Genomic DNA, 21,664 nt, shown 5'->3' on the forward strand with positions numbered 1-21,664 from the left:
TTGTTTACCAAGGAGTTTTCCGTTTCGACTGCGCCGGAAGTGGGGCGAATTATAGACGTCCAGGATTTGCCGTCAACACCTTTCTTCACAATTCTGTCATATCGGTCAAAAAGGCCGCAAAAACGCGAAAGCCGGCCCCAAGGGGCCGGCTTTCAACGCGTCTTACAAGCTAGGGAAGGCAAACTGTGACGCTTCATGACTGGCCCGTTGCGGCCAGCGCTGGGTAATAGCCTTGCGCCGGGTATAGAAACGCACCCCATCCGGCCCGTAAGCATGCAAGTCGCCAAACAGCGAGCGCTTCCAGCCGCCAAAGCTGTGGTAGGCCACCGGCACCGGCAGTGGAACGTTCACGCCGACCATGCCCACTTCAATCTCGTCACAGAACAGACGCGCCGCTTCACCGTCACGGGTGAAGATGCACGTGCCGTTGCCATACTCGTGATCGTTGATCAGTTGCATCGCCGCTTCCAGGCTATTGACCCGCACCACGCACAACACCGGCCCGAAGATCTCTTCTTTATAGATACGCATCTGCGGCGTCACGCGGTCAAACAAACTGCCGCCGAGGAAGAACCCCTGCTCATGCCCGGCAACGCTCAAGCCACGACCATCGACCACCAGCTCAGCGCCCGCGGCCACACCGTCTTCTATATAGCCGCTGACCTTATCCCGCGCCTGGCCGGTGACCAGCGGCCCCATATCCAGGCCGCACGAGGTGCCCGCGCCAATCTTCAGCGCCTTGACCTGCGGCACCAACTTGGCGATCAATGCATCCGCCACCTGGTCACCCACACACACCGCCACCGAGATCGCCATGCAACGCTCACCGCAGGAACCATAGGCCGCGCCCATCAAGGCACTGACCGCATTATCCAGATCGGCATCCGGCATCAGCACCGCATGGTTCTTCGCGCCGCCCAGCGCTTGCACGCGTTTGCCGCGCTTGGTCGCTTCGGCGTAGATGTACTCGGCAATCGGCGTCGAGCCCACAAAGCTCAAGGCCTTGACCTCCGGCGCTTCGATCAGCGCATCCACCGCGCCTTTGTCGCCATGCACCACGCTCAGCACGCCCTTAGGCAGGCCGGCCTCCTGCAGCAATTGCGCGATCAGCAGCGTCGAACTCGGATCACGCTCCGACGGTTTGAGGATAAAGCAGTTGCCGCAGACGATCGCCAGCGGGTACATCCACAACGGCACCATCGCCGGGAAGTTGAACGGGGTAATCCCGGCCACTACGCCCAACGGCTGGAAATCCGACCAGGCATCGATGTTCGGCCCCACATTGCGGCTGTACTCGCCCTTGAGAATTTCCGGCGCCGAGCACGCGTACTCCACGTTCTCGATGCCACGCTTCAATTCCCCCGCCGCGTCTTCCAGGGTCTTGCCGTGCTCCTCGCTGATCAACTGCGAGATGCGCGCTTCGTTCTGCTCCAGCAACTGCTTGAAACGGTACATCACCTGGGCACGCCTGGCCGCCGGCGTATTACGCCAGGCCGGGAATGCGGCCTTGGCCGAGTCGATCGCGCGCTGGATGGTTTCGCGACTGGCCAGCGGCACCTGGTGAATCACCTGGCCGGTGGACGGGTTGTACACATCGGCGGTGCGACCGGATTCGCTGACCAATTGGCCGTCGATCAAATGCTGGATAAGGCTCATGCAGGGCTCCTGAAAAGTTGTTCTATATAGAAGGAGAAATCAGTCGATCTTGTTCAGCACTTCGCCGACGGCATCGAACAGGCGATCCAGGTCCTGCGGCTTGCTGTTGAAGGTTGGCCCGAACTGCAGGGTGTCGCCGCCAAAACGCACGTAGAAACCGGCTTTCCACAAGGCCATGCCAGCCTCGAACGGACGCACGATGGCATCGCCGTCACGCGGGGCAATCTGGATCGCACCGGCCAGGCCGTAGTTGCGGATGTCGATCACGTTCTTGCTGCCCTTCAAACCATGCAGCGCATTCTCAAAGTGCGGAGCGACTTCGGCGACGCTCTGCACCAGGTTTTCCTTCTGCAGCAGGTCCAATGCCGCCAGGCCAGCCGCGCAGGCCACCGGGTGTGCCGAGTAGGTGTAGCCGTGGGGGAATTCCACCGCGTATTCCGGCGTCGCCTGGTTCATGAAGGTCTGATAGATCTCGCTGCTGGCAATCACCGCGCCCATCGGGATCGCGCCGTTGGTGACTTGCTTGGCGATGCACATCAGGTCCGGAGTCACGCCGAAGCTGTCGGCACCGAACATCGAGCCGGTACGGCCGAAACCGGTGATCACTTCGTCGAACACCAACAGGATGTTGTGCTGGTCGCAGATTTCACGCAGACGCTTGAGGTAACCCTGTGGCGGCACCAGCACGCCAGCGGAGCCGGCCATCGGCTCGACAAATACCGCGGCAATGTTCGATGCGTCGTGCAACTCGATCAACTTGAGCAGTTCATCGGCCAGGGCAATACCGCCCTGCTCCGGCATGCCGCGCGAGAATGCATTGCTCGCCAGCAAGGTGTGAGGCAGATGGTCAACATCCATCATCGCCTGACCAAACATCTTACGGTTGCCGTTGACGCCACCCAGGCTGGTGCCAGCGATGCTCACCCCGTGATAACCACGGGCGCGGCCGATCATCTTGGTCTTGGTAGACTGGCCTTTTAGGCGCCAGTACGCACGCACCATCTTCACCGCCGTATCGGCGCACTCGGAACCGGAGTCGGTGAAGAACACATGGTTGAGGTTGCCCGGGGTCAGGTCGGTGATTTTTTCCGCCAGTTGAAACGACAGCGGATGACCGTATTGGAAGCCCGGCGAGTAGTCCAGCGTGCCCAGTTGCTTGGCGACCGCTTCCTGGATTTCCTTGCGGGTGTGCCCGGCGCCGCAGGTCCACAGCCCCGACAACGAATCGTAGACCTTGCGGCCCTTGTCATCGGTCAACCAGCTGCCTTCGGCGGCCACGATCAGGCGCGGGTCACGCTGGAAGTTACGGTTGGCGGTGTAAGGCATCCAGTGAGCGTCCAACTTCAGTTGGCTGGCCAGGGACGAAGGGGCGTTTTCGGACATGTTCATCAGCAAAACCTCGCAAGGCAAAAAGCAGCGCCGGGATTGAAAAGCGTTCTTGCAGCTAAATTGCCACGGGGATAAAGTCTGTGAAATCCAACTCTTCTAACCTTCAGTCAGGCCCTGACTAAACTATGAGCATCCGTCGACCCGACCCCCTGGCCCAAGTCAGCGACTTCGATATTCGCCTGTTGCGCATCTTTCGCAGTGTGGTGGAGTGTGGCGGCTTCTCGGCGGCGGAGACCGTGCTCGGCATCGGCCGCTCGGCCATCAGCCAGCAAATGAGCGATCTGGAGCAACGCCTGGGATTGCGCCTGTGCCAGCGCGGGCGTGCCGGATTCTCGCTGACCGAGGAAGGCCGCGAGGTCTATCAGTCGGCACTGCAACTCTTGAGCGCCCTGGAAAGCTTTCGCACCGAGGTCAACGGCCTGCACCAGCATTTGCGCGGCGAACTGATCATCGGCCTCACCGACAACCTCGTCACCCTGCCCCACATGCGTATCACCCATGCCCTGGCGCAATTGAAGGAACGCGGCCCGGACGTGCAGATCCAGATCCGCATGATTGCCCCCAATGAAGTGGAACAAGGCGTGCTCGACGGCCGCCTGCATGTCGGCGTGGTGCCCCAGGCCAGCGCGCTGTCCGGCCTGGAATACCAGGCGCTGTACAGCGAACGCTCGCTGCTCTACTGCGCCGTCGGCCACCCGCTGTTCTATGCCGACGACAAGCAGTTGGAGGATGGACGCATCGACGACCAGGATGCGATCGCCCCCACCTTCCGCCTGCCCGCCGAGATCCAGGCCCACTACCAGGCCCTCAACTGCACCGCCAGCGCTTCGGACCGCGAAGGCATGGCGTTCCTGATCCTCACCGGCCGCTACATCGGCTACCTGCCCGATCACTACGCCAGCCTGTGGGTACAACAAGGCCGACTACGCGCGCTGAAACCGGCTACACGTTTTTACGATTTAAGCCTGGCATCGGTCACGCGCAAGGGGCGGCGCCCTCATTTGGTGCTGGAAAGTTTCCTCGACAGCCTGGCGGCAACCCGCTAATTCGGGCCTCGCACAAAAAGCTGAGCAAGTGGACAGCTTTTTGCAAGAGCACAAGGACCTAGAACCGTCCGACTCGAGTTTGCCCGCCATGCCACCAGAAACGTCCAGCCCCAGCGACCTGATCTACGGCCTCAACGACCGCCCAAAACCCCTGCCCGCCCTACTGGCCGCCCTGCAACATGTATTGGCCGCCTTCGTCGGCATCATCACGCCGCCGCTGATCATCGGCTCGACCCTGGGCCTGGCGGCTCACCTGCCGTACCTGATCAGCATGGCGCTGATGGTGTCCGGTGTCGGCACTTTCATCCAGGCGCGTAGGCCGTTTGGCATCGGCGCCGGCATGATCTGCCTGCAGGGCACCAGCTTTGCGTTTCTCGGCGCCGTGCTGTCGGCGGGCTTCCTGGTCAAGCAACGCGGCGGCAGCCCGGAAGACATCCTGGCGATGATCTTCGGCGTGTGCTTTTTCGGCGCCGCCGTACAAATCGTGCTGAGCCGTTTTATCGGGCAACTGCGCCGGGTGATCACGCCGCTGGTCACCGGGATCGTGATTACCCTGATCGGCATCAGCCTGATCAAAGTGGGTATCACCGACCTCGGCGGCGGGTTCAATGCCGCCGATTTCGGCGCGCCCATCAACCTGGCACTGGGCCTGTTCGTGGTGTTGACGATCATCCTGCTCAACCGCTCGAACACACCCTGGGTACGCCTCTCGGCGATCATCATCGGCCTGGCCCTCGGCAGCCTCGCGGCCTGGTTCAGCGGCAAACTGGTGCCCCAGGCCCTGCCCGACCTGCCGTTGATCAGCCTGCCGATGCCGTTTCGTTATGGTTTCAACTTCGACTGGAGCGCCTTCCTACCCATCGCGCTGATTTATCTGATCAGCAGCATCGAAACCGTGGGTGACCTCACCGCCAACTGCATGATCGCCCGCCAGCCCATCAGCGGCCCGTCTTATATAAACCGGCTCAAGGGCGGCGTACTCGGCGACGGGGTGAGCTGCATGATCGCCGCCACCTTCAGCGCGTTCCCCAACACCACGTTCGCCCAGAACAATGGCGTGATCCAACTCACCGGTGTGGCCAGCCGCTATGTCGGCCTGTACATCGGCGTGGTGCTGTTTTGCCTCGGCTTGTTTCCATCGATCGGCGCGGTGCTGCAGCAAATCCCCAAACCGGTATTGGGCGGCGCGACCCTGGTGATGTTCGGCAGCGTGGCGGCGGCCGGCGTGCGTATTCTCGCCCAGGCGCCGCTGGACCGACGCAGCATGCTGATCATCGCCACCTCGTTCGGCGTCGGCCTGGGCATTGCCGCCCAACCGAACCTGCTGCACTTGATGCCGACGCTGGTGCAAAACCTGTTCGACTCGGCCATCACCAGCGGCGGGCTGACCGCCATCGCATTGTGCCTGTTACTGCCGGAAGCCAAAGCGAGCCCCGCAGCAAACAACGCGCCACATGGCGATACGCTGGAACCGCTTTGAGGGTTTTATTGCATCAGGACTTGTCTGAGGCTTGAGGGTGGGTTATCTGTGCATACATCGTCTCTATCGATCAGCACGGAAACCTCCATGAGCCTCGAAGTTCCTGCCCACAGCACCCACGCCGGGAAGCCCGCCAGCCGCATTCGGCAAAAGAACGAGCAAGCGATTCTTCAAGCGGCCGAAGACGAGTTCGCGCGTCACGGCTACAAGGGCACCAGCATGAACACCATCGCTGCCAGCGCCGGGTTGCCGAAGGCCAACTTGCACTACTACTTCACCAACAAGATGGGCCTGTACGTCGCAGTACTCAGCAATATCCTCGAACTGTGGGACAGCACCTTCAACGCGCTGACCGCCGAGGACGACCCGGCCGTGGCCCTCACCCGCTACATCCGCACCAAGATGGAGTTTTCCCGACGACAGCCCCAGGCCTCGCGGATCTTCGCCATGGAGATCATCAGCGGCGGCGAATGCCTTACCGAATACTTCGGCCAGGACTACCGCGCCTGGTTCAGCGGCCGGGCGGCCGTGTTCCAGGCCTGGATTGATGCCGGCAAGATGGACCCCATCGACCCCGTCCACCTGATCTTCCTGCTGTGGGGCAGCACCCAGCACTATGCCGACTTCGCCAGCCAGATCTGCCGCGTCACCGGGCGCACCAAGTTGACCAAACAAGATATGGAAGACGCCGGCACCAACCTGATCCACATCATTCTCAAAGGCTGTGGCATCAAGCCCGCCCTCTAGACGACACCGCCTATGCCTTTCACCCTCACCGGCCTTTGCGAATTCCGCGAAGAAATTCGCAAAAGCCGCTTCATCACCCTGGCCGCACCGATCACCAGCGCGCAAGAAGCCCAGGCGTTCATCGAGCAGCACAGCGACCTGAACGCCACGCACAATTGCTGGGCCTGGAAACTCGCCGACCAGTACCGCAGCAACGACGACGGAGAACCTGGCGGCACCGCCGGGCGACCGATCCTCGCCGCCATCGAGGCCCAGGGCTTCGATCAGGTGGTGGTGCTGGTGATTCGCTGGTACGGCGGCATCCAACTCGGCACCGGCGGGCTGGCGCGGGCGTATGGCGGCGGCGCGAACAAATGCCTGCAAACCGCCGAGCGCATCGAGCTGATCAGCCGCGTGCCGTTGAGCTGCGACTGCGGGTTTTCCGAACTGAACCTGGTCAAGTTGCGGGTCGCCGAACTCGGCGGGCTGGTGCTGGAGGAACACTTCACCGCCAACGGCGTGGAGCTGCAACTGGCCCTGGGCGAAGCACACATCGACACCCTGCAAAACCAGCTTGCCGACCTGAGCCGGGGGCGTATCCTGCTGCAACGTTGAAACTGCTAATGTTGTTCGCTGAACGCCCTGAACCGCGACGTCAAAGGAAGCTCTTCATGTCTACGCCAAAAACCGCACTGATCATCGGCGCCTCACGCGGGCTGGGCCTTGGCCTGGTCAAGCAATTGCTCAAGGATGGCTGGGACGTGACCGCCACCGTGCGTGACCCGAACAAGGCCGACGCCCTGAAAGCCGTTGGCCCGGTACAGATCGAGAAACTCGACATGGACGATCAGCAAGCCGTGATCGCCCTGAGCCAGCGCCTCAAGGAACGCACATTCGACCTGCTGTTCGTCAACGCCGGCGTCAAGGGCCCGGCGAACCAGGAACCTGGCCACGCCACCCTGGCGGAAGTCGGCCAGTTGTTCTTCACCAACGCCGTGGCGCCGATCAACCTGGCCCAGCGCTTTGTCGGGCAGATCCGCAAAGATTCCGGCGTGCTGGCGTTCATGAGTTCAGTCCTGGGCAGCGTGACCATCCCCGACGGTTCCGAGCTGGCGCTCTACAAGGCAAGCAAGGCCGCCCTAAACTCGATGACCAACAGCTTCATCACCCAACTCGGCGAGCAAAAAATGACCGTGCTTTCCCTGCATCCGGGTTGGGTGAAGACCGACATGGGCGGCGAAAACGCACACATCGACGTCGAGACCAGCGTGCGCGGCCTGCTCGATCAGGTGAATGCCTACACCGGCAAAGGCGGCCACCACTTCGTGGACTACCGGGGCCATACCATTCCCTGGTAAGCCGCCATCAAAGGTGGGAACACGCTTCTCGAGAGCAGCGCGTTCATACCGGTAGACCCGATCTAGAACTACACGTAATCTAGCCACCTCGCCTTCACCGGCGACCCTGGATCAGCAGACAGGGCAACACTGAGCTGGCAAACCTGAACCCATCATTCAGAGGAGCCGGCCCATGCCTGCGACCCGTATCTGGTTAAAAAACCCCCTCGCGATTTTCACTGCCAATGGCCTCGATGCCCGTGGCGGCCTGGTGCTGCAAGACGGTGTGATCAGCGAACTGCTGGGCATCGGGCAAGCGCCTGCACAGCCCTGTACGCAGGTGTTCGACGCCCGCGAACATGTGGTGCTGCCGGGGCTGATCAATACCCATCATCACTTCTACCAGACCCTGACTCGCGCCTGGGCGCCGGTGGTCAATCAGCCGTTGTTCCCGTGGCTGAAGACCCTGTACCCGGTGTGGGCGCGGCTGACCCCGGAAAAACTCGCCCTGGCCAGTAAAGTCGCGCTGGCGGAATTGCTGCTCTCAGGCTGCACCACGGCGGCAGACCACCACTACCTGTTCCCGGACGGCCTGGAACATGCCATCGACGTGCAAGTCGACGTGGTGCGCGAACTGGGCATGCGCGCCATGCTCACTCGCGGCTCCATGAGCCTGGGCGAAGCCGACGGTGGCTTGCCGCCGCAGCAAACCGTGCAACAGGGCGCGGTGATTCTGGACGATAGCCAGCGCCTGATCCGCCAGTACCACGAACGCGGCGACGGCGCGCAGATCCAGATCGCCCTGGCGCCCTGCTCGCCGTTTTCCGTCACCCCGCAAATCATGCAAGCCAGCGCCGAACTGGCCGCGAGCCTCGACGTGCGCCTGCACACGCACCTGGCGGAAACCCTCGACGAGGAAGATTTCTGCCTGCAACGCTTCGGCCTGCGCACCGTGGACTACCTCGACAGCGTCGGCTGGCTCGGCCCGCGCACCTGGCTGGCCCACGGCATTCACTTCAACCCGGATGAAATCGCCCGCCTGGGCGCCGCCGGCACCGGGATCTGCCATTGCCCAAGCTCGAACATGCGCCTGGCCTCCGGCATCTGCCCGACCCTGGACCTGCTCGCCGCCGGTGCCCCGATCGGCCTGGGCGTGGACGGTTCGGCTTCCAACGATGCGTCGAACATGATCCTCGAAGCCCGTCAGGCGCTGTACATCCAGCGCCTGCGTTATGGCGCGGAAAAAATCACCCCGCAAGGCGTGCTGGGCTGGGCGACCAAAGGCTCGGCGCAGTTGCTCGGTCGTTCGGATATCGGTGAGTTAGCCGTAGGAAAGCAGGCCGATCTGGCGCTGTTCAAGCTCGACGAACTGCGCTTCTCCGGCAGTCACGATCCGATTTCGGCGTTGCTGTTGTGCGGCGCCGACCGGGCCGACCGGGTGATGATCGGCGGGCAATGGCGGGTGATCGACGGCCAGGTCGAGGGCCTCGACCTCAAAGGCTTGATTGCCGATCACAGCCAGGCCGCCCGTAACCTGATCAACCCTTTGTAGGAGCGAGCTCGCTCGCGAAAAACGTCAACGCTAATGCAGGTGTTCTGATTCACACGGCGCTCTCAGATTGTTCGCGAGCAAGCTCACGCCTACACCCCTAACAGCGACAACATGATAAAGGTCGCAAACAACACAAAGTGGGTCATCCCTTCGATGGCGTTGGTTTCGCCATCGTTGAGGTTGATCGCACTGACGATCAGCGTGATCAACACCATCACGCTTTGCACCGGCGTCATCGCCATCTGGAACGGCTGGCCGGAGTAGAGCGCCATCGCTTCCATCACCGGCACCGTCAGGATCACCGTCGACAACGATGCGCCCAGTGCAATGTTCACCACCGACTGCATGCGGTTGGCCAGGGCGGCGCGCAAGGCGGTCAGAATCTCCGGTGCCGCCGAGATGGCCGCGACCACAATCGCCGTCATCACCGGCGGAGCGCCCGTGCCTTCCAGGCCCAGGTCGAGGGTCTTGGACATCACCTCGGCCAGCGCGCCAATCACAACCACCCCGAACACCAGCGTACCGATGGCATATGCCAGGTTCACCGGCGGCGCCTGTTCTTCCGGCAACGTCTTGCGGCGTTTTTCCGGGTAGCTGTAGCTGAAGAAATAACTGTGCGGGCCCACCTGCATGCGCAGGAACAGGGTGTAGAGCACCACCATCGCGCCGATGGTGAAGGCCGAGTAAATTTTCCAGTCCGCTTCGGGGATGAATTCCGGCACCACCATCGACACGCCCATGGCGGTGAGGATCATCACGCTGTAGGTGCGCGCCGAATCGTCATTGTAGGACTGTTCGCCGTGCTTGATGCCCCCCATCAGCGCGGCCAGGCCGAGGATGCCGTTGATATCGAGCATCACCGCCGAGTAGATGGTGTCGCGCACCAGGGTCGGCGACGGTTCGTTGCTCATCATGATCGCCAGGATCACCACTTCCACCAGCACGGCGGCCAGGGTCAGGATCATGGTGCCGTAGGGGTCGCCGACCTTTTCCGCCAACTGCTCGGCATGGTGAGCGACGCGCATCGACGCCACCACGATAAAGCCGATCAGCGCCAGGCCGGCCAGCAGCGCGACCATTTGCCCGTTATGGAGCATCCAGTGCTCCAGCGGGTACGCGGCGACGGCGGCGATCAGCGCCAGCAGCATGAATTTTTCTTGCTTGAGAGAGGTGAGCATTGCGGGCCTTTTGTGCGGCAAATCAGTCATTGACGGGGTACAGACTGCAGTACATCGCTAACGTTTCGTTACATCTTAGTTCGCAGCGCCCCTGCGCGAATAGATCCAATACTCTCCTCTTGGTCAGGTTTTGCCGATTATTTCAGTCATGGCCTGTAGAATGCCGCCATTGCACCCGATGAGATTTTAGACATGTACGATTGGCTCAACGCCCTGCCCAAGGCTGAACTGCACCTGCACCTGGAAGGCTCGCTGGAGCCTGAGCTGCTGTTCGCCCTGGCCGAGCGCAACAAGATTGCGCTGCCATGGAACGACGTCGACACCCTGCGCAAGGCCTACGCCTTCAACAACCTGCAAGAGTTTCTCGACCTGTATTACCAGGGCGCCGATGTATTGCGCACCTCCCAGGATTTCTACGACCTGACCTGGGCCTACCTGCTGCGCTGCAAAGCGCAGAACGTGATCCACACCGAACCCTTCTTCGACCCGCAAACCCACACCGACCGTGGCGTGCCGTTCGAAGTGGTGCTCAACGGCATCGCCGCCGCGCTCAAAGATGGCGAGCAGCAACTGGGCATCACCAGCGGCCTGATCCTCAGCTTCCTGCGCCACTTGAGCGAAGCCGAAGCCGAGAAAACCCTCGACCAGGCGCTGCCGTTTCGCGATGCGTTCGTGGCCGTGGGCCTGGACAGTTCGGAAATGGGCCACCCGCCGAGCAAGTTCCAGCGTGTGTTCGACCGTGCCCGCAACGAAGGCTTCTTCACCGTGGCCCACGCCGGCGAAGAAGGCCCGCCCGAGTACATCTGGGAAGCCCTCGACCTGCTGAAAGTCCAGCGTATCGACCATGGCGTGCGCGCCATCGAAGACGAGCGCCTGATGCAACGGATCATCGACGAACAGATCCCGCTGACCGTGTGCCCGCTGTCCAACACCAAGCTGCGCGTGTTCGACGACATGGCCCAGCACAACATCCTCGACATGCTCGAGCGTGGGGTGAAGGTGACGGTGAACTCGGACGACCCGGCGTACTTCGGCGGTTACGTCACCGAGAACTTCCATGCGCTGTACACCGCCCTGGGCATGACCCAGGACCAGGCCAAACGCCTGGCGCAAAACAGCCTGGATGCGCGGCTGGTGAAGCCCTGACGGCGTAAAACGCGACTGACAATGTGGGAGCCAGCGCGCTCCCACATTCGTTGTGGATTGCCGGTTAGATCTCGCTCAACTCTTCCAGGGTCTTGCCCTTCGTCTCCATCCCAAACACCCACACCACCAGCGCCGCCACCGCAAAGCACAATGCGCCCAGGGCAAACACCCCGCCCTGCCCGGTAATCGGGAACACCAGCCCGGTCACCAACGGCCCGAGCAACGACCCGACCCCCCCGATCGCCGAAGCGAACCCGGCCCCCGTCGCCCGCGCCGAGGTGGGGTACAACTCCGGCGTGTAGGTGTACAGCACCGCCCACATGCCAAACAGAAAGAACTGCATCAACAACCCCGAGGCGATCAGCAGGCCGATATTGCCGCCAAACACCGCGCTTTGCCCATACAGAAACGCCATCACCCCGCCGCCGAGCAAGGTCACCACGCACACCGGCTTGCGCCCCCAACGCTCTACCAGCCAGGCCGCCATCAGGAACCCGGGAATCCCGCCCAGGGAAATGATCACCGTGTAATACACCGACTGGGTCACCGCAAACCCCGACTGCTGCAGCAAGGCACTCAACCAGGAGGTGAGCCCATAAAAGCCGAGCAAGGCGAAGAACCACACACTCCAGATCATCATCGTGCGCTGGCGATACTGCGCCGACCATAATTGCTGGAACGCCGAGAAGAAGTTGCCCGGCACACTCTCCACCCGCGGCAGGCGAATCGGCTGCGGCAACTCGGCGCGGCCCAGGGAGTCGCGCACTTTCGCCTCGATCCCCAGCAACACCTTATCCGCCGCCGCATGCCGCCCGGCCTGCTCCAGCCAGCGCGGCGACTCCGGGATAAAAAACCGGATCGCCAGCACAAACACCGCCGGCACCGCCAGCACCAGGAAGATGTCGCGCCAGCCGATCAGCGGCAGCAAAAAGTACGACAGCACCCCCGCTGCCACAAAACCCAACGGCCAGAAGCCATCCATCAACGCGATATAGCGCCCGCGCCCCTTGGCCGGAATCAGCTCCGAGAGCATCGACTGCGCGATCGGAAACTCCATGCCCATGCCAATGCCGAGCAGGATGCGAAACAGCGTCAGCGTCTCCACCGTCTGCGCCGTGGAACATAAGTAGCTGGCGATCCCCCACAACACGATGCTCCACTGGAACACCGGCTTGCGCCCGAAGCGATCGGCGAGCATCCCGGACAACGACGCGCCCACCACCATGCCGAAAAAACTCGAACTGGCCAGCAAGCCAGCCTGGGCCGTGCTCAGGCCGAACTCGGCTTTGATCGAGCCGAGCAGGAAAGTCATCATCGCCAGATCCATGGAGTCGAAGAAAAACGCCAGGGCGATGATGATAAAAATGACTCGGTGGTAACCGCTGATGGGCAACCGTTCCAGCCGTTCTGCCGCGCTATAGCCGTGCGTACCCATGCCCCATCCCCTGTGTGAATAATCCCCTCTGGGAGTGTGGGCCATGGTTTTTCCGGGTTATTGCTGGGTGCGACCTGATCGCAACTCTGAACGACGTCATCCGGGTCAGAGCGCGTCGGGCACGGCCAACCGGGTGATTTCCGCCAACCCGGTGTCGCTGACGAGCAAGGCGCGGGACTCGTTGACCGCACGGATCCAGTTCGACTGCAAAAACAGTTGCAATAGCCCGGCTCCCAGCGCGCCGCCCAGGTGCGGTTGCTGCTGGCTCCAATCGAAACAGTCGCACACCAGCGGCAAGGCCAGCGCCTGGGTGAAAATGCCCAGGCCAGCCAGGTGCTGCGCGCCTTTGACCGTGACTTGGGTGCGGAGCTCGTGGCGCTCGATCCAGCCGGCCGCGATCATCCGCTGATACAGTTGCGCCGCCAGTTCGCCGCCGAGGTGCCCATGGCATAACCGCGCATGGCGCAGCGGGGCCGGCGCCGCCAGGGTCAGCGGTGAAGCCTGCGGTGAGCTGCGCGCCGCACTGGCCATGGTGGTGCTGGCCAAGGCATCGATGGCGGTGCTGACATCCGCCGCCGCCACACGAAACAACCGCTTGCCGCGACGCGCTTCGACACGCAGCAAACCGCCGCCGGTAAGCCGCGCCAGATGGGCATTCGCCGAGGCCGGCGACAACCCCGTGAGCGTCGCCAGTTCCTGGGAAGACTTGGCCGAGCCGTCCATCAAGGCCCAGAGCATGGCGGTGCGTTTTGGCTCGGCGAGCAAGCTGGCAATCTGACTGATGCAAGGTGCCTGTTCCATGTGTTCACTCCTTGTTAAATCATTTCTCTGCTGTGGTTGGCGCCAAAGTATAGGTGCGCAAGCAGCCAGTTCCCCGGCGTCTGACAGCGCGGATAGGGACAGGATCTGAGTGAAATTTCCGGCTTTAGTGGAGGCTATTACGCACTGGTGAATTGTTCCGACCACTGCGCGGTCAATGTCGCACAACGGGACACGAGCATTTCCCGCAGCAGGTTGATGGGCTTACTCAACTGCGCGCGATGCGCGCATAACAGGTTGAGCGGCGTCCGCTCGCCGCGCAGCTCAGGCAGAATCACGCGCAAGCGTCCGGCGCGGACGTCGCTGCTCACATCCAACCAGGACTTGTAGGCGATGCCCACCCCGGCGACAGCCCATCGCCGTACCACGTCAGCATCGTCACTGAAGCGGTCGCCGCCGACAGTCAGGCTGACTTCGCGTTTGCCGTCATGAAACGTCCAGTGGTCATGCACGCGAGTGCCGAGCATATACAGCAGGCAATTGTGCTGGGCCAGTTGCTCCAGATGCCGCGGTTCGCCGTGGCGCTCGAGATAACTGGGCGCCGCGCACAGCACGCGCACGTTATCCGGCGCGACGGGCAGCGCGACCAGGCTGGAATCCTCCGGTTCGCCATAGCGCAGGGCGATATCCACCGGCTGGCGGAACAGGTCGGCAATGCGGTCGCCCAGCAACAGGCGCACCGTCAGTTGCGGATAGTCACGCTGGAACTCGTCGAGCCAGGGCAACAGCTGGTTGCGACCAAAATCCGAGGGTGCCGACAGTTGCAGCACACCGCTGACATGGTCCTGGCCACTGGCCAATAACCGCCGCCCTTCGTCCAGCGAGCTCAGTGCGGCACGCGCATATCCGAGAAAGCCGTCCCCTTCAGCGGTGAGGCGCAGGCTGCGAGTGGAGCGCGCCAGCAAGCGCGTGCCCAGTTGCTGTTCGATACGCTTCAACGCCGCGCTGGCCACCGCCGGCGACAGGTCCATGACCCGCGCCGCGGCCGACAGACTGCCCAGGTCCGCTGCGCGCACGAACAACTGCAAATCATCAAAGCGCAGCATCCAATTCCACCCATTATCAAAATATTGTTGAAACAGACTGCTGTTTTAGCCGCTTTTATCTGCATCGGAAATAGCCAATCATCTGCCCATCCCGTACAGCCCATGTCAGGAGTCGAATATGTCCGCTGCCTTTAACGTCATCGCCACGCTGATCGCCAAACCTGGCCAACAACACACCCTCGAGTCGCTGCTGCGCGGCCTGCTGGAACCGACCCGCCAGGAAGCCGGTTGCGAACAGTACGACCTGCACCAGGACCTGCAACATCCCGAGACGTTCTACATGCTCGAACGCTGGCGCGACGACGCGGCCCTGGCCGACCACGACCAGAGCGCACACATCCAGAGTTTCCGCGCCAAGGCCGCCGACGTACTCGCGCACTTCGAACTCAAGCGCCTGAAATTTCTTGCCTGATCACCGCCCTTTTTTGTAGGAGCGAGCTTGCTCGCGAAAATCGTAAACGATGACGCCGCGCTTTTGATTCAGCGCGGCCCCTGTGAGTTTTTCGCGAGCAAGCTCGCTCCTACAGTCAACTCCCTACTTCTGGAGCCCCCATGAAAGCCATTGCCTACTACGCCTCACTGCCGATCAACGATCCGAAATCCCTGCAAGACATCGAGCTGCCGGAACCGGTCGCCGGCCCCCGCGACCTGCTGGTGGAAGTCAAAGCCATCTCGGTCAACCCGGTGGACACCAAGGTCCGCCAGAACGTCGCCCCGGAAAACGGTGCCGCCAAGGTGCTCGGCTGGGACGTGGCCGGTGTGGTCAAGGCCGTCGGCAGTGAAGTGACGCTGTTCAAGGCCGGTGACAAAGTGTTCTACGCCGGCTCCCTGGTACGCCCGGGCGGCAACAGCGAACTGCACACCGTGGACGAGCGCATCGTCGGCCATATGCCCAAGAGCCTGGGTTTTGCCGACGCGGCCGCCTTGCCGCTGACCGCCATCACCGCCTGGGAACTGTTGTTCGAACGCCTGCAAGTGCGCGAGGGTAAAAAGGACGAAGGCCAGAGCCTGCTGATCGTCGGCGCTGCCGGCGGCGTGGGGTCGATCCTGACCCAATTGGCCAGCCAGCTCACCGCACTGAAGGTCATCGGCACCGCGTCGCGCCCGGAAACCCAGGCCTGGGCCAAGGCCCTTGGCGCCGACCTGGTGATCGACCATAGCCAGCCGCTGAGCGAGGCCCTGAAACACGCCGGTGTGCCCCAGGTGACCCACGTCGCCAGCCTGACCCAGACCGACCACCATTTGGATCAACTGGTCGAAGCCTTGCAGCCCCAGGGCAAGCTGGCGCTGATCGACGATCCGAAGGCCCTGGACGTGAGCAAACTCAAGCGCAAGAGCCTGTCGCTGCATTGGGAATTCATGTACACCCGCTCGATGTTCGAGACGCCGGACATGATCGAGCAACACAACCTGCTCAATCGCGTCGCCGAGCTGATCGATGCCGGCACCCTGAAAACTACCGTGGGCGAGCACTTCGGCGTGATCAACGCCGAGAACCTACGCCGCGCCCACGCGCTGCTCGAAAGCGGCAAGGCCAAGGGTAAGATCGTGCTGGAAGGGTTCTAAAAGAGGTCTGTCAGTGTCGTCCGTCATTCGTGTAAGTGATGGACGACACCACTAGTCAGGGAATTGACCTTTGTCATCATTGTGAACGTATTCGGGTTTATATTGGCGGCCTTTGCCACGATTCTTTTACGTGAGGAAGTCAGCAATGAAGATCCTGATAAAAGCGTTAGCAAAATCCCCGGGCAATAAATGGCAGGTCCGTCTCGACGGCGAAGCCATCACCTTCCGCAGTGAGGCCGAAGCCCGCGCCTTCGCCGAGACCCTGCAAGCGCGCATCCAGGCGCCCCACCGTTTCCCACTCGACCAGCAACGCTCCGCCGCCGCTGGCTGACGTCTTTCAGACCTGCGCCTGTAGGGCACGTGCCCGTTGCAGGCGCTGGGTCGACAGTGCAATCGTCACCGCCAAGACCCCGCACAAGCTGATGACCATCGCCATCGGCATCGCCGTGCCGTCGTGCAACACGCCCACCAACGAAGCCGCCCCCGCCGCCACGCCGAACTGAATGCAACCGAGCATTGCCGAGGCGCTACCGGCTCGCGCGCCCTGCCCGCTCATGGCGCAGGCCGAGGTGTTGGGCAAAATGCAGCCCAGGCTGGCGATGCAGATAAACAGCGGCAGCAGCAACGGCCACAACGCATCGGTGCGCAAGGCCGCGACGCCGAGCAGCGCCAACGCCGCCAGCATGTAGAGCCACACCGTGCGCGACAGCAAGAACGCCGGCCCGCGCTTGGCGAGCAAGCGCGCATTGACTTGGGCCATCAGAATAAAGCCGGCGGCGTTGGAGCCGAATACCCAGCCGAAATGCTCGGCGGGCACGCCATAGAGTTTGATGAATACGAACGGTGAACCGGCAATGTAGGCAAACATCCCGGCAATCGAAATGCCCCCGGTCAGGGCGTAACCGAGGTAGACCCGGTCCGACAACAGGTCGATATAGCGGCGCAGCGACCCGGACAACGGTTGCCGAGGCTGATGGGCCGGAAAGGTTTCCGGCAAACCGACCGCCACTGCGATCGCGGCCATCACGCTGAACACCGTCAGGGCCAGGAAGATCGACTGCCAGCCCCACACCCCGACCATCAGCCCGCCCGCCAATGGCGCAAGGATCGGCGCCAGGCCGGTCACCAGCATCAGTTGTGAATACACCTTGGCCGAGGTCACTACATCACACTTGTCGCTGACCACCGCGCGGGAAATCACCATGCCCGCGCAACCGCCGAGGGCCTGCACGAAACGTGCGCCGATCAGCCATTCCAAAGACGGCGCATAGGCGCAGGCGAAGGAGGCCAGCGTAAACAACGTGACCCCGCTGAGCAGCGGCACACGACGACCAAAGCGGTCCGCCAGCGGGCCGTAGATCAATTGGCCGATGGCCAGGCCGCCGAAATACACCGCCAAGGTCAGCTGGATATGTTTTTCATCGGTGGCGAACGCCGTCGCCATCGCCGGGAAACCCGGCAGGTAAAAGTCGATCGCCAGCGGCGCGAAGGCGCTCAAGGCGCCCAAAATCAGGAGTATGCGCAGGTTCATCAGGCACCCAAGTATGTCGGCAGCCCGACAGTCTAGCCGCGCTTGGGTGCGTTGAACATTACGATAGCTCGCTAACTATTAAATCAGGCGACGCTGTAGCCTTCTTCACGGATCAAGCCGGCGATCACGTCGCGGCTCAACTGGCTTTGCACGCTGACTTGCTTGGCCGCCAGGTCGACTTTCACTTCGGCTGCCGGGTCCTGATTCTGCACCGCCTGGGTCACTGCCCGGACGCAATGGCCGCAGGTCATTCCTTCAACGTTGAATACTTGCATGACATGACTCCTTTAATGAGGGTGGACGCAGTATCGACCTTGCCACGATGGCAAGGTCAAGCGGCAAAAATAGCCGCCGGGCTGGTATTCAGTGACGCAGTCGGCCAAGCTTCACCCATCTTTGATGTGAACCACGGAGCATTCGCCATGCGCTGGTCGTTTTTTGGCCTTGTCGGCCTGATGAGTTTGTCTGCCGCTGCGCCCATGGCCAGCGCCGCCGAAGACTATGCGGTGCTGATCATTTCCCGCGAACGCCTGGAAGTACCGACCAACTGCGAGATCGGCCTGTACATCCAGGACCAGTTGGCCGGGCGCCTGTTCCAGGAACAGTCCACCGCGTTCAACCTGCCGGCCGGCAATGTGTCGCTGCGCCTGAAGCTGCTGCCGGGCCAAGCGCCGGGTTGCCTACCGGGCCTGCTGGCGCCAGCCGCGCAGAACATCACGCTGAAGGTCGGTGACGTGCGCAAATTACGCATCGCACAAGGCCCGGAAGGCATGTACCTCAAACCTGCGACATTGGGATACTAAAGACGCTTGACCTTCCCCATAGGTCAAGGTTGATCCTAGGGGCAACTTCTTCAGGAGGACTGCCCCATGAATGGAACCACCACGTTTGACCTGCCCATCGGCGGCATGACCTGCGCCAGCTGCGCCGGGCGTGTCGAGCGCGCGCTGGGCAAGGTGCCGGGGGTGCAACGTGTCAGCGTGAACCTGGCCAACGAGCGCGCCCATATCGAGGTGCTCGGCCAGATGGACCCCGCCGTGCTGATCGCCGCCGTCGACAAGGCCGGCTACAGCGCGTCGCTGCCCCAAAGCGAAACCAAGACCGATGCCGATCAAGCCCAGCGCCTGCACCACGAGCGTTGGGCGCTGCTGCTGGCGATTGTGCTCGCGTTGCCGCTGGTGCTGCCGATGCTGGCACAGCCCTTCGGCCTGCACTGGATGCTGCCGGCCTGGGTCCAGTTCGCCCTGGCCACGCCGGTGCAGTTCATCTTCGGTGCGCGCTTTTACATCGCCGCGTGGAAAGCCGTGCGCGCCGGCGCCGGCAATATGGACCTGCTGGTCGCGATCGGCACCAGCGCCGGTTACGGCCTGAGCCTGTACGAATGGCTCACCGCGCCCGTCGGCAGCATGCCGCACCTGTATTTCGAAGCCTCGGCGGTGGTGATCGCTCTGGTGCTGCTCGGCAAATACCTGGAAAGCCGCGCCAAACGCCAGACCGCCAGCGCCATCCGGGCCCTGGAAGCCTTGCGCCCGGAGCGCGCGATTCGGGTGATTGACGGCCGCGAAGAAGACGTCGCGATCAACGCGCTCAAGCTCGGCGACCACGTGCTGGTCAAACCCGGCGAGCGCTTCCCGGTGGACGGGGAAGTGGTGGACGGCCAAAGCCATGCCGACGAAGCGCTGATCAGCGGCGAAAGCCTGCCAGTGCCGAAACAACCGGGTGACAAGGTCACCGGTGGCGCGATCAACGGCGAAGGGCGCTTGCTGGTCCGCACCGTGGCCCTCGGCGCGGAAAGCGTGCTGGCGCGCATCATCCGCCTGGTGGAAGACGCCCAGGCGGCCAAGGCACCGATCCAGAAACTGGTGGATAAAGTCAGCCAGGTGTTCGTGCCGACGGTGCTGGTGCTGGCGTTGCTCACGCTGCTCGGCTGGTGGCTGTACGGCGCTTCGCTGGAGACTGCGATCATCAATGCGGTCGCCGTGCTGGTGATCGCCTGCCCGTGCGCCCTGGGCCTGGCCACACCGACCGCGATCATGGCCGGCACTGGCGTAGCGGCGCGTCACGGTATCCTGATCAAGGATGCCGAAGCGCTGGAGCGCGCCCACGCCGTCAGCGCGGTGGTATTCGACAAAACCGGCACGCTCACTTCCGGCACGCCGAAGATCGCCCACTTGGCGGCAGTCGACGGCAACGAACCGCTGCTGCTGCAACAGGCCGGCGCCTTGCAACGCGGCAGCGAACACCCGCTGGCCAAGGCGGTGCTGGATGCCTGCCGCGAACAGGGGCTGAACGTGGCCGATGTGAGCGCCAGCCAGTCCCTGACCGGGCGCGGCATTGCCGGCACCCTCGACGGTCGGCCGCTGGCCCTGGGCAACCGCCGTCTGCTGGAAGACAACGGGCTGGACGCGGGCGCACTGAACGCTTCGGCCAAGGCCTGGGAAGCCGAGGGCCGCACCTTGTCCTGGCTGATCGAGCAAGGCGCGCAACCGCGGGTACTCGGGCTGTTCGCTTTCGGCGACACTCTCAAGCCCGGCGCGCTGGAAGCCGTGGCCCAACTCAAGGCGCGGCACATCAGCAGCCATTTGCTCACCGGCGATAATCGCGGCAGTGCGCGGGTAGTCGCCCAGGCGCTGGGCATCGACGATGTCCACGCCGAAGTGCTCCCGGCCGACAAAGCCGCCACCGTCGCCGAACTGAAAAAAACCGGCGTGGTGGCGATGGTCGGCGACGGCATCAACGACGCCCCGGCCCTGGCCGCCGCCGACATCGGCATCGCCATGGGCGGCGGCACCGACGTGGCCATGCACGCTGCCGGTATCACCCTGATGCGCGGCGATCCACGCCTGGTGCCGGCCGCGCTGGAGATCAGCCGCAAGACCTACGCAAAGATCCGCCAGAACCTGTTCTGGGCCTTTGTGTATAACTTGATCGGTATTCCCCTGGCGGCATTCGGCCTGCTCAACCCGGTGTTGGCCGGCGCGGCGATGGCCTTGTCCAGCGTCAGCGTGGTGAGCAATGCGCTGTTGTTGAAAACCTGGAAACCCAAGGATCTGGAGGACCCACATCCATGAGCATGAACATCGGCCAGGCGGCGCGTTCAAGCGGTTTGAGCGCCAAGATGATTCGCTACTACGAATCCATCGGCCTGCTCAAAGCCGCCCATCGCACCGAGAGCGGCTATCGCGTGTACGGTGCCGACGACTTGCACACCCTGGCGTTCATCAAACGCTCGCGGGACCTGGGGTTTTCATTGGAAGAAGTCGGCAAGCTGCTGACGTTGTGGCAGGACCGGCAACGGGCCAGCGCCGATGTGAAGGCCCTGGCGCGCCAGCATATCGAGGAGCTGAACCAAAAGATTCTGGAGCTGGGGCAGTTGCGCGATACGTTGCAGGACCTGGTGGAACACTGCCACGGCGATCATCGGCCGGACTGTCCGATTCTCAAGGAATTGGCGTCGGGTGGTTGCTGCGCCTGAAGGGGTAAGGGGTGTACACAAAACCAATGTGGGAGGGGGCTGTACACCCCGATAGCGGTGGATCAGTCAATATAAGTATCGACTGACATGGCGCTATCGGGGGCAAGCCCCCTCCCACATTTAGATCTCCAATTACCTGAAGATCATTCCCATATTTTTAGATCTTCAATTGCCTGAAGATCACTTCCACACGTCGGGTGGTTGTTGCGTCTGAAGGGGGAGGCGGTAAGGGGTGTACACGAAACCAATGTGGGAGGGGGCTTGCCCCCGATAGCGGTGGAT

22 protein-coding genes are annotated in these 21,664 nt (G+C 62.5%); 14 read left to right on the top strand and 8 right to left on the bottom strand.

The window, feature by feature from the left end; translation table 11 throughout:
- Positions 1-189, top strand: a 189-nt coding sequence (locus AC07W0_RS29175; RefSeq protein ID WP_218260422.1) for a hypothetical protein, incomplete at its 5' end; no start/stop codon positions are given.
- Here the strand turns inward: AC07W0_RS29175 and AC07W0_RS29180 are convergent.
- Together AC07W0_RS29180 and aptA are read right to left on the bottom strand one after the other, a co-directional pair.
- On the bottom strand, positions 163-1,656 hold the full coding sequence (locus AC07W0_RS29180) for a CoA-acylating methylmalonate-semialdehyde dehydrogenase (protein WP_017849625.1): 1,494 nt from the start codon (positions 1,654-1,656) through the stop codon (positions 163-165). The two genes, AC07W0_RS29175 and AC07W0_RS29180, sit on opposite strands and share 27 nt — an antisense overlap.
- Positions 1,657-1,695: 39 nt before the next feature.
- Entirely contained in the window at positions 1,696-3,045 is a 1,350-nt protein-coding gene (gene aptA, locus AC07W0_RS29185; RefSeq protein WP_102618842.1) for an omega-aminotransferase AptA, read from the bottom strand.
- A gap of 125 nt (positions 3,046-3,170) precedes the next feature.
- On the opposite strand from aptA, the gene AC07W0_RS29190 reads away from it, so the two are divergent.
- The 6 genes from AC07W0_RS29190 (at position 3,171) to AC07W0_RS29215 (ending at position 9,186) form a co-directional block, all read left to right on the top strand.
- On the top strand, positions 3,171-4,091 hold the full coding sequence (locus tag AC07W0_RS29190; protein ID WP_017849627.1) for a LysR family transcriptional regulator: 921 nt from the start codon (positions 3,171-3,173) through the stop codon (positions 4,089-4,091).
- An 88-nt stretch (positions 4,092-4,179) separates the two neighbouring features.
- Complete coding sequence (locus AC07W0_RS29195) at positions 4,180-5,571, top strand: uracil-xanthine permease family protein (RefSeq protein WP_102618841.1); 1,392 nt, start codon at positions 4,180-4,182, stop codon at positions 5,569-5,571.
- 87 nt (positions 5,572-5,658) lie between these two features.
- Positions 5,659-6,318, top strand: a complete 660-nt coding sequence (locus AC07W0_RS29200; protein WP_017849629.1) for a TetR/AcrR family transcriptional regulator — start codon at positions 5,659-5,661, stop codon at positions 6,316-6,318.
- Positions 6,319-6,330: 12 nt separating this feature from the next.
- Entirely contained in the window at positions 6,331-6,912 is a 582-nt protein-coding gene (locus AC07W0_RS29205; RefSeq protein WP_017849630.1) for an IMPACT family protein, read from the top strand.
- Between the two features lie 56 nt (positions 6,913-6,968).
- Entirely contained in the window at positions 6,969-7,655 is a 687-nt protein-coding gene (locus AC07W0_RS29210) for an SDR family oxidoreductase (protein ID WP_017849631.1), read from the top strand.
- A gap of 172 nt (positions 7,656-7,827) precedes the next feature.
- On the top strand, positions 7,828-9,186 hold the full coding sequence (locus tag AC07W0_RS29215; RefSeq protein ID WP_017849632.1) for an 8-oxoguanine deaminase: 1,359 nt from the start codon (positions 7,828-7,830) through the stop codon (positions 9,184-9,186).
- Between the two features lie 89 nt (positions 9,187-9,275).
- On the opposite strand, the gene AC07W0_RS29220 is transcribed toward AC07W0_RS29215, so the two are convergent.
- Positions 9,276-10,364: a calcium:cation antiporter gene (locus tag AC07W0_RS29220; protein ID WP_017849633.1), complete on the bottom strand. Its 1,089-nt coding sequence runs from the start codon at positions 10,362-10,364 to the stop codon at positions 9,276-9,278.
- Positions 10,365-10,556: 192 nt separating this feature from the next.
- On the opposite strand from AC07W0_RS29220, the gene AC07W0_RS29225 reads away from it, so the two are divergent.
- Entirely contained in the window at positions 10,557-11,510 is a 954-nt protein-coding gene (locus tag AC07W0_RS29225) for an adenosine deaminase (RefSeq protein ID WP_017849634.1), read from the top strand.
- Between the two features lie 64 nt (positions 11,511-11,574).
- Here AC07W0_RS29225 and AC07W0_RS29230 read toward each other — a convergent pair whose 3' ends face one another.
- The 3 genes from AC07W0_RS29230 to vimR form a co-directional block, all read right to left on the bottom strand.
- Positions 11,575-12,945, bottom strand: coding sequence for an MFS transporter (locus tag AC07W0_RS29230; protein WP_102618840.1), 1,371 nt, complete (start codon positions 12,943-12,945; stop codon positions 11,575-11,577).
- 105 nt (positions 12,946-13,050) lie between these two features.
- A complete protein-coding gene (locus AC07W0_RS29235; protein ID WP_017849636.1) occupies positions 13,051-13,746 on the bottom strand; it encodes an ArsR/SmtB family transcription factor in 696 nt (231 codons plus the stop codon).
- A gap of 137 nt (positions 13,747-13,883) precedes the next feature.
- Positions 13,884-14,810 (bottom strand): transcription regulator VimR, encoded by a 927-nt coding sequence (gene vimR, locus AC07W0_RS29240; protein ID WP_017849637.1) that lies wholly within the window; start codon positions 14,808-14,810, stop codon positions 13,884-13,886.
- A 118-nt stretch (positions 14,811-14,928) separates the two neighbouring features.
- Here vimR and AC07W0_RS29245 point away from each other — a divergent pair, with 118 nt between their 5' ends.
- The 3 genes from AC07W0_RS29245 to AC07W0_RS29255 all read left to right on the top strand — a co-directional run bounded on the left by AC07W0_RS29245 (position 14,929) and on the right by AC07W0_RS29255 (position 16,707).
- A complete protein-coding gene (locus AC07W0_RS29245) occupies positions 14,929-15,222 on the top strand; it encodes a putative quinol monooxygenase (RefSeq protein ID WP_017849638.1) in 294 nt (97 codons plus the stop codon).
- Between the two features lie 140 nt (positions 15,223-15,362).
- Positions 15,363-16,376, top strand: coding sequence for a zinc-binding alcohol dehydrogenase family protein (locus AC07W0_RS29250; RefSeq protein WP_102618839.1), 1,014 nt, complete (start codon positions 15,363-15,365; stop codon positions 16,374-16,376).
- 145 nt (positions 16,377-16,521) lie between these two features.
- Positions 16,522-16,707: a hypothetical protein gene (locus AC07W0_RS29255; RefSeq protein ID WP_017849641.1), complete on the top strand. Its 186-nt coding sequence runs from the start codon at positions 16,522-16,524 to the stop codon at positions 16,705-16,707.
- Between the two features lie 6 nt (positions 16,708-16,713).
- Here the strand turns inward: AC07W0_RS29255 and AC07W0_RS29260 are convergent, their stop codons facing one another.
- The gene (locus AC07W0_RS29260) at positions 16,714-17,907 is read right to left on the bottom strand and encodes a multidrug effflux MFS transporter (protein WP_017849642.1); all 1,194 of its coding nucleotides are present in this window, start codon (positions 17,905-17,907) and stop codon (positions 16,714-16,716) included.
- Positions 17,908-17,990: 83 nt separating this feature from the next.
- Positions 17,991-18,182 (bottom strand): heavy-metal-associated domain-containing protein, encoded by a 192-nt coding sequence (locus AC07W0_RS29265; RefSeq protein ID WP_017849643.1) that lies wholly within the window; start codon positions 18,180-18,182, stop codon positions 17,991-17,993.
- A gap of 147 nt (positions 18,183-18,329) precedes the next feature.
- Here AC07W0_RS29265 and AC07W0_RS29270 point away from each other — a divergent pair, with 147 nt between their 5' ends.
- The 3 genes from AC07W0_RS29270 (at position 18,330) to cueR (ending at position 21,382) form a co-directional block, all read left to right on the top strand.
- The gene (locus tag AC07W0_RS29270) at positions 18,330-18,710 is read left to right on the top strand and encodes a hypothetical protein (protein WP_017849644.1); all 381 of its coding nucleotides are present in this window, start codon (positions 18,330-18,332) and stop codon (positions 18,708-18,710) included.
- 66 nt (positions 18,711-18,776) lie between these two features.
- Positions 18,777-20,978, top strand: coding sequence for a heavy metal translocating P-type ATPase (locus tag AC07W0_RS29275; RefSeq protein WP_102618838.1), 2,202 nt, complete (start codon positions 18,777-18,779; stop codon positions 20,976-20,978).
- Between the two features lie 2 nt (positions 20,979-20,980).
- Entirely contained in the window at positions 20,981-21,382 is a 402-nt protein-coding gene (gene cueR, locus AC07W0_RS29280) for a Cu(I)-responsive transcriptional regulator (RefSeq protein ID WP_026140370.1), read from the top strand.
- Positions 21,383-21,664: the final 282 nt, after the last annotated feature.

This window comes from Pseudomonas sp. GW704-F2 (assembly GCF_059423025.1).